At 58.6% G+C, this 14,176-nt stretch carries 6 protein-coding genes (1 of these 6 only partly in view); 5 read left to right on the top strand and 1 reads right to left on the bottom strand.

Annotation, left to right across the window (positions count from 1 at the left end):
- The 5 genes from H1B37_RS09830 to H1B37_RS09850 form a co-directional block, all read left to right on the top strand.
- Positions 1-7,204, top strand: partial view of a CARDB domain-containing protein gene (locus H1B37_RS09830; protein WP_182866471.1) — the end only. The gene continues 26,570 nt to the left of window position 1, outside the view; the window shows 7,204 of its 33,774 coding nt (coding positions 26,571-33,774); its start codon lies beyond the left edge, outside the window; its stop codon occupies positions 7,202-7,204.
- 91 nt (positions 7,205-7,295) lie between these two features.
- Positions 7,296-8,003 carry a hypothetical protein gene (locus tag H1B37_RS09835; protein ID WP_182866472.1) on the top strand — a complete coding sequence of 236 codons (708 nt, stop codon included), beginning with the start codon at positions 7,296-7,298 and terminating at the stop codon, positions 8,001-8,003.
- A gap of 403 nt (positions 8,004-8,406) precedes the next feature.
- Positions 8,407-9,303 carry a hypothetical protein gene (locus H1B37_RS09840; protein ID WP_182866473.1) on the top strand — a complete coding sequence of 299 codons (897 nt, stop codon included), beginning with the start codon at positions 8,407-8,409 and terminating at the stop codon, positions 9,301-9,303.
- 186 nt (positions 9,304-9,489) lie between these two features.
- A complete protein-coding gene (locus H1B37_RS09845) occupies positions 9,490-12,102 on the top strand; it encodes a DUF1592 domain-containing protein (RefSeq protein WP_286177588.1) in 2,613 nt (870 codons plus the stop codon).
- Positions 12,103-12,233: 131 nt separating this feature from the next.
- The gene (locus H1B37_RS09850) at positions 12,234-13,676 is read left to right on the top strand and encodes a DUF1552 domain-containing protein (RefSeq protein ID WP_182866474.1); all 1,443 of its coding nucleotides are present in this window, start codon (positions 12,234-12,236) and stop codon (positions 13,674-13,676) included.
- Between the two features lie 94 nt (positions 13,677-13,770).
- Here H1B37_RS09850 and H1B37_RS34355 read toward each other — a convergent pair whose 3' ends face one another.
- Positions 13,771-13,911 carry a pentapeptide repeat-containing protein gene (locus H1B37_RS34355; protein WP_182866475.1) on the bottom strand — a complete coding sequence of 47 codons (141 nt, stop codon included), beginning with the start codon at positions 13,909-13,911 and terminating at the stop codon, positions 13,771-13,773.
- Between the last annotated feature and the right edge of the window lie 265 nt (positions 13,912-14,176).

Consider the following 14,176-nt stretch of genomic DNA (forward strand, 5'->3'; position numbering starts at 1 on the left):
CCTGGACTTGCCGGCCGGCAGCAACGTGGGCGTGATCGACATGACAACCGGGGAGATCGTCGGCGGAACACGTCCGATCCCCAACGGGTACCCCGATGACCTGGTGTTGTCGGCCGATGGAAAGCACCTCTATGTCAGCTACCAGAACGCGTTCAAGGTCGCCGGCGCAACTCCCGACGCCGATCCGACGTTCCTGCATGGCGGCGTGTTTGTCTACAGCGTCGACGCATTGACGTCCGTCGGTGACGGTGTGATCGAGCGTTCGGGAACACCGCTAAACGATCTCAATCCCGCCATCGACGTCCTGGCCAACTACAAGTACGTCGTCACCGACGACACGAACACGGACGATTTCGGCCCGGATCCCAAGGGGGCAACCGACGTGCCCATCGCCCTGGGCCGCACCAAGGGACTGACGGTGCAAAAGCCCCCGATCACGATTGGCGTTCATGTTGAACAGATCGATGTTGGAACGACGAGCGAACCGAAGCAGGTCACGCCCGACGACCCGACCAACGGAGGATCGGTGTTCGGGACCTATCTGGTGGGCGTCGACCTTGCGGTTCCATTTACCGTTTCACTCAACGCGACCGGAGTCGGTCAGGCGGAGACGCTGGAAATCGCGATTGATGGAAAGAAGATCAAGGCGGACGGCAGCCCACTCCCCAGCGGTCAACCGGGGATTCCGGCCAGCGGAGTGGAAACGTCGTTTCTGTACAACGTCGGTCTACTCTCTGCTGGATCCCATACCCTTTCCGTCAGAGCACTCGACGCAAACGATAGCGAACTTACGAGTTACGAAGGGACGATCATCACGACCGATCAGTTGAGCTTTAACCTTGAGGCGAAAGACGCCACGGGTGAGATCGACTACAGAGCCATCGAGAAACTGAGATTCATTCGCGGAATCGATCACAAGATTTTGGTGCGGGGTACTGTCGATGACTACAAGCTCCTGGCAATCTACCACGATGACTTGAAAGTTATCTTTACCGACTCGAGTCAAGTCACAAAGCTCGAAGCAGAGGTGGTCTTTGATGAGAACGGCGAGGCGATCATTTCTGAAATCACTGCTGTCGACGCTGGTTCGGAGGCAGAGTCCACGCCCGGTGGCGATACCGATGCCGTCTCGTCGGAATTGTTTGAAGACCTCGTGATGGGCAGAGGCTTTGACTATCAGGTCTTTGTGGCTCCACGGGACTCGAAAAAAGATTTCCAAAACGACAAGACTCCCGACATTCCGAAGTTCAATGACGATGCCCCCTCCTTTGTTCGCACCATTGAGCCTCCCGAGTGGATCGGCGGGATAGGCGATCTGCTGGACCAAGGGAGAACAGCACAATACTTCGAGGAATACGAAGAAGGAGAAGAAGGAGGCGTCACCTACACGGACTCCTACATTCTTGAGCTTTCGATTCCCAAAGAACTCAACCAAGGAGTCCTAACTGCAGAAACGGAACTATTCAAAGGTCTAACCGGGATCGATCTGACAACTCATGCCCGCATCGGCATGGAAACGTTGCTTGTTGCTCCGTGGTCGGTGGTCGAGCCCAACAAGGTCCAAGCACAGGGCAAGAAGCTCTATGCCGACGTCAAACTACTTGGGAAGACATTGGTCGATGAAGAACTGCCCTTGGGGGACACGCTCACCGCAACGATCGATGCTGACCTGCTAACCCTTGAAGCAAATCTCTTAACGATTGCGGTACCGCAGCTCAGCATACTTCCCGAAGGTTCCCCCCTGCCGGAATTCTTCCCCGACGACCTCCGACTCGGTGAGGATGAGAACGGGATGGAAGTGATTAATCAGGGCGTGCCGCTATTCAACTTTAGTTATCCGGCGGATGGCAAACCCCGCACCATTCCTGTCCCAGTCTTTTCAACTGCCGGCGCATCTTTAACCGTCAACTTAGGAATCCTTGCTCAACTTTCCGGTTACGTTCTGGACGCAACCATCGAAGGCGCGGTTGCATTCGACCTGAACACCTACGATTTTGCGGATTCAGGAACCTTCGTTGAATTCAATGCGACGCCCGTTTTTGTCGCCAGCGTCGCGGGATCGGCAGAACTTGAAGGCCGCCTCCTTTGGTTCACCCAATCGCTGGCCGAAGGCACCGTCACCGGAACAGCAATTGCAAAGACCCCAACCAAGGTGCGCGTCAACTATGGTGGGTCCGGTTTCGAACTGGTGGCGAGGTCAGATCTGCAGTTGTCGGCTCGAGTGACATTAGAGGGTGCCGTTTTAGGGGGCGAAGATATCGCACTTGGGACGTATTCGTGGCCGGGCAAAAAAGATGGCGAAGAACAATTTGAAAACTTTGTCATCTTCTGCAGAAACTCCAATTGTCCGGCCAATCTCGCGGTGGAATCGACGACAGGTTTTCCATCGACTCACGCGACAAACGATCCCATCACGGAGGCGGGTTTTGCTGGTTTGATCAATGCCTCGACGTCTAGCTGGGTGGCTGATCGCGAGAACTCGGAGACGCGCCAAATCCTGCAGGGGATGGAGACTGAGTTTGTTCAGCTGGAAACAGGCTTGCTGGCTCAACTGTCAACGGATCACGACGGAGCGTTGAAAGTGACACTCTCCAAAGATGCTGCCAACTATGGATGGTTTATCGACCCGACTCCGGAGACGAACGAGGAATTCGTTTGGAACCCGGACGCCAACCAGTATGTCGCGCTACCGGGAAGTCCCGCTCATGGAAAAATTGATCTTTATACGACTATCCTGCACGAACAAGGTCACGCGTTAGGGTTGGAGCACAGTTACGATCCAGGTTCCCTGATGTCCCACTCGCTTTCTCCGGGAGTCCGCAGATTGCCGAGTGAGTCGGAGGTGGAGTCGATTGTTTCGGGAATCATGCATCTCCCGCATTCTGCCGATCGTCATGGCCTTCATGTTGCGGCGCCCGAACAGATCACCAACGGATCCTTCACGGCTGCGTCGCAAAGCGGTGTTCCGGACGCGTGGGGCACACTTGGGGACGTTCGCGTTGTCGGTGCCGCAGCGGTGTTGAGTGAGCATGAACGGAATCTAAGCCGTCTGTCTCAGACATTCACGGTGCCTGAAGGTGTTTCTGCGTTGCAGTTCAGCCTCGTCAACGTCGACCTGCGAGGTGCCGGTAGCGGTCCACCGGACGCGTTCGAAGTAGCGTTGCTCGATGCACACACGGGCGAGTCACTCGTGTCGGTAGCTGATGGTCTTTCGCAATCCGATGCAGCTCTCAATCTCCAATCAACTGGCGAGTTCTATTTCGGCGACTCGATACAGGTCCCCAACGCGACGGTTTCGGGGCAGCAGGCTCCGTTTGCCGGTTCGACGACCGTCATCATCGATCTGTCAAGCATCCCGGCGGGCACCGAGGCAACACTGTTCTTTGATTTGCTCGGCTTCGACCATGCAGCCAGTTCGGTCACCGTTGACGAGATTGCTCTTCTTTCCGGATCCGTTCCGACGCTGAGCTTTGACTTAAGCCCATCGAGTGACACAGGTGCACAAGGCGATAGCGTGACAAGTCGCACCCCGATCACCCTGGTGGGCGAAACGCTGCCTTTTGCTACCATCGAATTAGATCAAAACTCAAATGGCACGGTGGATGCAACCACGACCGCCGACGCGTCGGGCTATTTCGAATTCACCGGTCTCAATCTCGAGGAAGGGGAGAATTCATTCATCGCGACCGCCGGAGACGGGGCGTCGTCGATTCGCGCTGCCCGTTCATTCGTCCTCGATACACAAGCTCCTGTCGGTGTGCTGGATGCACCGGTTGCTGACTTGGATCACAACGATGAACTCGGCTTTGTGGAAATAGAGTGGTCTGACCCATCCGGCTCAGGGCTCAACGAATCCACCTTCTCCATCGAAGACATTTCGATTCCAGGCGTAACGGTTGATTCGTTCGAAAATCGAGGTGGGGGCCTTGTCCGCTATCACTACTCCGATGATGGTGAAGTTCTTGCAGAAGGAAACATCGTTGTCACAGCGCATGCCGGAGCAGTATCCGATCGCGCCGGTAATCCCAGTGCGGCGTTTGAATCATCATTTGGACTCGACTTCCAATCCCCGCGTGGGGCATTGGTCACCCCGAACGCCGGCGAGCTGGTATCAGCAGATGTCGGCTATGTTGACATTCAGTGGATCGACGATGGACCGTCGGGTGTAGACGAGTTGTCCTGGGACACCGGTGACGTATCAATCGCTGGGGTCCAAATCAACCGGGTCGAACCCCTCGGCAATGGCATCGCACGCTACTGGTACGGCGAAGATGGAGAGTTGCTTCCCGAAGGTATTGTTGCTGTCGTACTGAACGAAGCTGCCATCAGTGATCGAGCAGGCAATCGCAATGTCGCCTCGAGCGAATCCTTCCAGATCGATCGACTACGCCCAGTCGGCGAACTCGTGAATCCATCGGCTGATACGGCAACGAACGTGGATCGGGGTTATGTCGACGTACGCTGGAGCGACGCAGATGGAAGCGGACTCGATCTCGAATCAGTCGATGAAGACGACGTCTCGATTTCTGGTGTCTCCATCGATCGTTTCGAAGTCCTTGATAGTGAAGTCGTACGCTACTGGTACGGCGAGGATGGCGACCGGTTGACGGAGGGAGTCCAAATCATCGCCGTTGGAAACGAGGCGATCCGTGATCTCGCGGGCAATCCGAATAACGCGGTGACACAGTCGTTCGTATTCGATCTGAAATCGCCAGTTCCCGTATTCGATCGCTCTCTTGCATCCACCCTTTACATCCAGGAGGATCAGGGGTTTATCGACCTCCGTTGGAATGACGACGGCGATGCCGGAGTGGACGAAGCAGAATTTGATGACAATGATTTGTCGGTTCCAGAAGTTACAATCGATTTAACGACTCCGCTCGGCGACGGATCTGTGCGGTACTGGTATGGCTTTGACGACGATTCACTCGCGCCAGGACGACACCTCATCCACGTGCCAGAAGAAGTGGTGTCGGATCGAGCAGGCAATGCGTCCGCAACCACGACATTGGAGTTTGTGATCGATGGGCAAGCTCCTGAAGCAAACCTCGTTTCCCCTGCGCCGGGTGATCTTGTGCGTGATGACCTCGGCTTCGTCGATGTCGAGTGGACAGATGCTGGTGCGGCCGGACTTGGGTTAACGCCATTCCAAATTGATGACATCTCGATCCCCGATGTCTCCATCGACCGTGCGGAAAATCTTGGTGGCGGTCGGGTTCGGTACTGGTACAACGACGATGGGGAGACGCTTGCCGAGGGGGTGGTCGAGGTCACGCTTGTGGCCGGACAAGTGGCGGACTTGGCCGGGAATGTGAATGCGGGTGGGATCCAGTCCTTCATCTTCGATGCGTCCGGACCGGTGGCGGCGCTGGTCTCACCCGCGGCGGATTCGACCGTCGGCACGGACCCCGGTTACATCGATTTGGCTTGGTCGGATATCGGGCCGGCCGGGATCGATGAAGCAACCCTGGGGACGGATGACCTGAGGATCACGGGGGTCTCCGTCGATGCGATCGAGACGCTCGCCGATGGCGTGACGCGGTACTGGTACAACCAGGACGGCGAGACACTGCCCGGCGGCAGGATCGAAGTCGTCGTCCGCGAGAACATCGCCCAAGATCTGGCCGGGAATTTTAACGCGACCGACAACTGGGGCTTCACGGTCGAGTCAAACGAGTCAGAAACCGTCGATGTCACCGACAGAGTGCACGTGCAATTCACCGGGATTCGTTACATCGGTGCGTTCGAGTCTTACCTGTTCTTCGGAACCGTTGAAAATCGTTCGAGCGAGCCGCTGGCCGGTCCGATTCGATTGCACTTCCAAAATCTGACACCCGCCGATGCGGTTCCCGTCGGAGCGTCGGTTGATGATGACGGCGTCTACTTCATCGACATCACCGACTACACCGGCGACGCAGCGCTCCAACCCGGTGAAGTGACCGCTACGATTCCGTTGCAATTACGAATGGCTCCGGAGCAGTTTCACTTTGATCCGACCGTCACCGCATCGGTCGCCGCGCCGCCGTCGGCCGGACTATCGCTGTCGGCCTCGCTATTGCGTCCGGATCAATCGATCGACGTGACCCTGACCGGCGGCCCTGGAAATAGCTCCGATCGCATCGGGCTGTTCGCCACAGGGGCTGCCGATGACGCGCCACTTCAGTCGCTCTACCTGGACGGCACGCAGAATGAGCCGACCGCCGCGCTGACCGAGGCGATGTTGACCTTTGACGTCCCCGATGCCGATGGCAGCTACGAGTTCCGCTTGCTGACCGCCGCTGGCGTGGCGCAGACCAGCCAGACCTTTGTCGTCGCGGACTCGCGTCAACCGGTGCTGTTGGATGTTTCTCGTTACGAACCGCTGGACGCCGTGACGAACTCGGATGAGTTGGTGTTCCGCGTGCTGCTTGATCAGCACGTGATGAACCTGTCCAAGCTTGAGTTTGATGTGGTGGGGGGAACCACCGCGGAGGTGTCCGCGATCCAGCCGGTTCAGGGCACCGGGGAGGCGTTGTATCAAGTGACCGTCGCGGGCGGAGACTTGGCGTCGTTTAACGGGGTGGTCGGATTAACGCTTCAGTCGCCGGCCCCGCCACCTGTCGCATCGTTCAGCGTCGATAGCGGCCTGGCGATGGTCGGCCAGTTCTTCCAAGTCGACAACATCGCACCGAGCGTGGACGACGTGTCTCTGGACAACGGCCAGCACAGCGTGGTCCGCTCCCTGGATCTGGTCTTCGACTCCGAAGTCGCCATCGGTGAAACGGCGTTCCGGCTGCACGACGGCGCGGGACGCGAAGTGACGATCAGCCAGACCCTGCGAATCGTGGACGGAAAGACGATCGTGTCGTTGACGTTTTCCGGTGACCTGGTCGACGATTCGGGGTCACTGATCGATGGGGCATACGTGTTGACCGCCTTGCACACCGAGATCGCCGACCTTGCCGGCAATCTCTTGAGCGGCAAGCAGGATGCGGAACCGGAACGTGTGGTCGTCGACGAGTTCTTCCGGTTCTTCGGCGATTCCGATGGCGACCGCGACGTCGACGGCCAGGACTACGGCCGTTTCGGTCTGTCACTGTTCAGCCGGCAAGGCGATGAACGCTACGACGGCCGGTTTGACTTTGATGGCGATGGGGATGTCGACGGGCAGGATTACGCCCAGTTCGGTCGCCGATTGCTGCAAACCTTGCCACCCAATTCATGAGCCGAAGGATGCCACACCGTCGCCAATCCGAACACCCCAATTACACTGTCAGACCGGCTCTTGCGCCGCGTTTCATCATGAGGTACCACCCGTGTTAAAGATCCCAACCTGTCTGTGCATCGTGCTTGCCTTCGCCGGCGTGGAGGCGACGGCGGGGGTGATCGTCAACGGCGATTTCTCCAGCCCCGTCGCTTTGCAGGGGTATTCGCCCGGTGGCTCAGTCACCCAGCGGTCTCCGGGGAATTTCGCCCAGTTCGACGATGTCGGCGTGCTGAAGCAGACGTTCACGATTCCTGGCGGAGGTTCGTCATTGACCTTCGATTTCGCGTTTTCAACGACGGCGACGACGCCGATCGGACCGACGTTTGACGACGCATTGGCCGCTGAACTGACGACGTCGCCCGGCACAGATGTTTTGGATCTGTTTGTCGTCGACGTCTCGGGCGTGACGAAGGATCCATTGGACGGCATGGAGAGTTTCTTCCCGAAGGTGGTTCCGATCGATGTCGATTTCGATCCCTCGATCTCCATCGCCGGATTCCAGGGCAAGACGGGCGGAACGGACTTTTCCGGGCGCATCTCGTTATCGCTACCCAGTGAAGTGCTCGGCGAGGCGGCGACGATCACGTTTCGGTTGCTCGACAATGACGGGTTCGATACGGTCGCCGCGATCGACAATTTTTCGGTCGTGTCCTCCAATACGCCGATCCCCGAACCATCGAGTCATGCGGTCTGGATGGTCATGGCAGCCGGTGGCCTGTCGCGACGTCGAAAACGCGCCCGGGTACACTCAAGGTGAGCGGTAAGCGCTGGTGTCCAGGCTTTAGCCGCACACCCTCGCTGCGTAGCATCGACCGGAATCGCCTCAAGGCTAGACACCAACACGCATGCCCGCGTCGTTTGGGTCGGGAGCCTTTTGGCGTGGTGGCTAAGCCGGGCGTCTTGCGCACAGGGTACTGAGATCGCTCTTGTCGGGGGGTGGATGAAGTCTTTAGGATCGCCGCACGCGGCAAGGAGCCGTCGGTTTAGTCGAAATGAAAAGGCTGACGATCAGCCGACGGGCGCTAACCCCGGTTTTGTGGCGGCGAGAACCGCGGCTAGCGCCGTGCGGCTGATTAAATCAGCAGCCGGCAAGGTGGCTGCGGCTGCGTCATGGGTGACGCGGTTGGGTACTGGATTCCTTGGACTTTGACGGCTTCCCCATGAAACGCCCCATTGTGTTTGTCCATCGTGGCCGCGGCGAGCATCTCCATCTGGCAACCCGTCAAGCCAAACTTCACAACCCGGATTCGCCGATCGTGCTGCTGGGCGATCACGCCAATCGATCGCTCCGATTCGTCGACCAGCACTATTGCACGTCGGATTACTTCGACGCCGCGGCTCGGTTCGCCGCGCATTACGTTCACCACAGCCGAAACCGAGTCGATTGGGAACGGTTCTGTTTCGAGCGTTGGTTCATTCTGAACGAATGGATGGACAAACAGGATTGCCAGTCCGCCTGGACCTTTGATTCTGACGTGCTGGTCTACAGCGATTTGAACGACGTCGCCGACCACTTCGCCGGCGACGCCCTGGCTTACTGCTCCTGCAGCGGCCACGCGATGCTGGTCGCAAAGCGTTCCGGTTTGGATGCGTTTTGCCGCTTTTGTGAGTCGATGTACGAACCCAACGCGGAGAAACAACAGCGGTTGGCTGAGTACGCCGAATCGCAGTTTGAGTTGAACGACCAGGGTGTTTCGGACATGACCGCACTGGTATGGTTTCGCGAAGCGTCGGCGTTGCCGATTGGGAATCTGTCCTCCCCGGTCGGCGGTCGGTTTTTCGACGACAACCTCTGCCTGTCCCAGGGATACAAAGTCTCCGGTCGCAAGCGAATTCGATGGCGTGACGGCGTGCCCTACGCCACCGATGCCGCGACCGGAGACTTGGTCGGCATGCACGCGATTCACTTCCAGGGGAACGCAAAGAAGTTGATGCCGGCCTACTCCAGCCAGCCTGACCTGGCCGTGTTGGGTAGCTATCTGCGCCGCAAATTGCACTCACCGATCCACCGAATCCGTCGCAAGTTCGAGAAGGTTCGGGCATCTCAAGCGGCCTAGAATTCCGTCTCGCTTTGAGATTCGTGGAATCGGTAGTGGACGACGCGAGGAGTCCTCGCAGCCGGCATTTCGCGAGTTTTGCGGTGCATTGTCACGGCGGCCACTCACTGCCGCTACAATGACGAGGTTTCGATTTCCCGATGCGACTGACCGTATCAACGTTTAACGAAGAGGCCTCTTGTGCAAATGCGGAATCTGTTGACACTGGCATTGTTGGCGTTTGCCGCACCGGCCCTCCAATCCGCCGAACGAGTCGAGCGTGGGTTGCTGGTCCGATATGAGATGGGCGACGGAGAGGGGCGTACGATCCAGGATCGCAGCGGCGTCGGCAAACCGTTGAATCTGGTGATCGATCGGTCCAGCCGCGTGCGACGGTCGGGCGGAGGGCTCGTGATCGAATCGTCCTCGCGAATCGCGTCCTCGCAACCGGCCACCAAAATCATCGATGCGGTCAAGCGGTCCAACGCGATCAGTGTCGAAGCCTGGCTGCGGCCGTCCGACACGTCGCAATCCGGACCGGCCAGGATCGTGTCAATTTCCGCAAACACCAGCAACCGCAACTTCACGCTGGGCCAAGAAAAGAATGCCTACGATGTCCGGCTGCGGGCGACCGAAAGCGATAACAACGGCCTGCCCTCGACGGCCAGTCCGAAGCGAACGGTGCAAACCAAGCTGACCCACGTCGTGTTCACCCGTGATGCCAAAGGCAAGGCGACGCTGTATGTCGACGGCAAACTGGTTGCCCGCAAAACGGTCAAAGGCAAGCTGCGTAACTGGAACGACCAGTATCGACTCGTGTTGGTCAACGAAGCGACCGGAGACCGGCCTTGGTTGGGCGAACTGCATTTGGTCGCCATTTATGGACGTGCCTTGTCGCAGCAAGATGTCCGGCAAAATTTCGCGGCAGGCAGTCAATCCAAGGCGGCCGAACCGATCAGCGAACAAGAACGCATCGCAAGGGCCAATCGGCGGCTGTTCGACCGGCACGTCGCTCCGCTATTGGCAACCCACTGCCTGGAATGTCACGACGCGGCGATCAAACAGGGGGACTTCGATCTTTCGCACAAATCGGCTGCATTGGCCAGCGGAGAAAGCGGAAACGCGATCGTTCCCGGCAACGTCGCGGACAGCTTGTTGTGGGATTTGGTGACCTCGGATGACATGCCCAAAGATCGTCCACCGCTATCGACCGAAGAGAAAGCCGTATTGCGAAAGTGGATCGACGCGGGCGCCACGTGGTCCGTCGACACAATCGATCCGGCGGTCTACCTGAACGAAGGCCAAGCCGGCGAGGTCTGGCTGCAGCGGTTGACGGTCAGCGAGTACATCGAGACGGTGCGTAGCGCGGTCGGTGTCGACATCGGTGACGAAGCACGTCGCATCCTGCCGCCCGACTTGCGTGCCGACGGGTTCAACAACACCGCGTACAACTTGAACATCGACCTGAAACATGTCGAGGCGTACAGCAAGTTGGCCGAGATCATCGTCGACCGGATGGACATCCTGAAATTCGCCGGTCGGTTTTCCAAAAGTCGAAAGTTGTCGACCGACGACACCATGCGCGACGACGTCGCCGCGATCGGAAAGTGGCTGTTGCGCGGTCCGCTGGATTCTCGGGAGATCAATAAGTACAGCGGGATCGCGACGACGGTCGCCAGCGCCGGAGGCGATTTTGAAGAAGCGATCCGCTACATTGTCGAAGCGATGCTGCAGTCGCCACGGTTTGTCTATCGGGTCGAATACCAGCACGGTGATGGCCAGCCGCGACCGGTGGACGATTACGAATTGGCGTCGCGGATGAGCTACATCCTTTGGGGAGCGCCGCCGGATGAAACACTGATGAAAGCGGCGGACGAGGGCGAACTGGGCGACAGCAAGGCGGTCCGAGCCCAGGTCAAGCGGATGTTGCATGATCCGCGGACAATTCGCCGGTCGCAGGAGTTTGTCTCCCAGTGGTTGAATTTGGGACGACTGTCCAATTTGCGTCCCAACGGCAAACGGTTTCCGAACTGGAACGCACAGTTGGCCCTGGACATGCAACGGGAAACACTCGCCTATTTCAAAGAGGTTGTTTGGGCACAGAATCGTCCGCTTGCGGATCTTTTGAATGCGCAGGTCACCTATGCCTCACCGGCGTTGGCAAAACACTACGGGTTAGAACCGATCGGCAAAGGGATCCAACGCTATGACCTGACCGAAGTGCCCAGCCGCGGTGGCATCTTGACTCAGGCCAGCGTGCTGACGATCGGCGGGGATGAAGCCTCGATGGTCTCGCGCGGTCTGTTCGTGCTCAACGACTTGCTGCGTGGCACGATCAATGCGCCGCCCCCCTGCGTCAACACCGTCCCGCCGCCGACAAAAACCGGGCTAACCCAGCGCGGTATTGCCGAATCTCGAGTCGCCGACCAAAAGTGCGGCGTCTGCCACATTCGATTCGAACCGTTGGCCTACGGTTTAGAAAAATTTGACGGCATCGGCGCCTACCACGAGCAAGACGAGCATGGGAACAAGCTTCGCGACGACGGCGAGGTGTTGTTTCCAGGCACGGCCGAACCGGTCGCCTATCAGACGTCCGCAGAATTGATGGACCTGTTGGCCGCCAGTCAGCGCGTGCAGCAAAGCCTGACTTGGAAACTGACACAATTCGCCTTGGGACGACCGCTGGTTGCCGCCGATGCGCCGGTGGTCGACCAGATTCATCAGGCGGCCCAGAAACACGGTGGAACCTATGTCAGTTTGATCACCGAGATCGTGATGAGCGATCTGGTGCAACGGGCCAGGACCGAAGCGGTGCCGTAACGGGCCAGATGATTGACCAGCCTGCGGCGCGAGCGAGTGACTCTCTCGCTCGCGCGTCGAGCTGGTATTGACTGAAAACGGACACCGTCCAGCCTGAATCGAGACACAAGAAGATGGGGGAGAGAAGATTGATGAATCGACCACGAATCAGCCGTCGCACGATGCTCAAGAGCACGGGGCTGAAGACCGCCGGGGCAGTTGCGATCGGATTGCCGTTGCTGGAGGAAATGACGTTGACGACGGCGTCCGCTGCCGGTCAGGTGGAGGTTCCGGTCCGCGCGTTCAACGTTTTCTTTGGGCTGGGGATCCCCGCACCGCTGCAACGGGAAGGCTATGACGGCGTGCTGGAACCGCTCAAGCCGTTGCGCGACAAGCTGCTGATCATGCGTGGGGTCGACCAGTTGCGGGCGGACGAAAAAGGCATCAACGCGCACTACGACGGAGCCACCGCGGCCTTCACCGCCCAGCCGCCCGACGGGGAAGCCAAGGCCGGCGGGGCGTCGATCGATCAAGTGATTCGCCGCGACCATTATCCCGATGGCATGCCGCCCGGCATGGTTCCGACGCTGGTCGCCGGCACGTTCTTTCGCCGCAGCCGGATCGGCCGTTATGTCCACAGTTTTAACGCCGACGGGACCGTTGCCGCGACGATGCAGGAGAAACCGCGGGATCTGTTCGAACGCGTGTTCGGAACGCTGGAAGCAGCCGGCGACGATCCCGATCAACGCCGCGCACGTTTACGGCGAAGTGTGCTCGATGCGGTCGTCGATCAGTACAAGTTCTACACGGGGGCCAATTCACCGCTGGGTAAAACGTCCCGGGCACGCGTCGCCGAACACCTGGACCGCATTCGTGAATATGAGCAGCGGGCGTATGCGATGAAAGGCAAGATCGAGGGGGCCCCCCCGTTGCCAGAGCGGTCGACGTTATTGCACGGCGGTTCGGCCGATCCCGGCGGCGAAGGGATCGATATCACGCTGGAGGAACTTTCATCGGAATGGCGATTGATGGCCGACCTGTATGCCTTGGCCATCCAAACCGATCGCACGCGATTCGGTGCGTTGACCTTCCTGGCCGCCGGTGAACGGATCCGTTTGACCGGCGATTATCACTACGACGGCCGAAAGATCTTCCAGTTCGACGATGAAGGGCAGCTCAAAAAATCGGGCTCGGCCGGCTGTAGCCATGAATGGTGGCACCAATTCAATGAGAAAAAGGCGAACGAAGCGCTGCGTGCCCACGCGCACCTGAAAATGCGCGAGGTCGCCTATTTCCTCAGCCGGCTGGACACCGAGGAATCGAGGGATGCCAACGGCAAGACTATCTTGGAGAATTCGCTGATCACGATCTCCACCGAGTCCGGCGACGGCCGCCACAACGACGTCAAACGCGAGCTGTCGGGGGTATTTCACGCGATCAGCGGTGGCGGCGGACGATTCAAAACGGGGCAAATCGTCGACGTCGGTGCCGAAGGGGTGGACGTTTACAACACGATGCTGACGGCGATGGGATGCAAGCAGCGATTGGGACCGAAGAAACGCGACGCCAGTCACGTCGACGCGATTCGCGTCTAACGCTCAACGTCGCGTGCCGAGGTTGGTCTGACGATCAATGTTATGCGGCACGCGGTCGTACTCGTACTCAGGCCGTAGGTCGGTACTCGTACTCCTACTCGATTGCGAATCCGAATCCGAATACGAGTACCGCGTCGCTGAGTACCGCGTCGCTGAGTACCGCGTCGCTGAGTACCGCGTCGCTGAGTACCGCGTCGCTGAGTACGAGTACGAGTACGAAGCATGGAGTTGACAATTAGCGATAGACCAACCACGACGCGGCTATGTTTTAGCGGCGAATCGCCGAAATTCTTGGCGGCTTGTTGATTTGATCAGCCGTTTGGCAACAGCCTTCAGTCCTTGGTGCGTTTGCGCCCGTGCTCCATCGTTTGCCGCCCGTAAGCTCGCGTGATAGGGCTGATCGCACGTTTGATTGGACGACTCAACAGGTCCGTCGGCGAAATCCGCCACCACAAATCCAATGGCCGACGAAGAAAACGGCACTAGGACCGAACAACGTG

The organism is Stieleria mannarensis (genome assembly GCF_014154935.1).
Taxonomy (GTDB): Bacteria; Planctomycetota; Planctomycetia; order Pirellulales; family Pirellulaceae; genus Stieleria; species Stieleria mannarensis.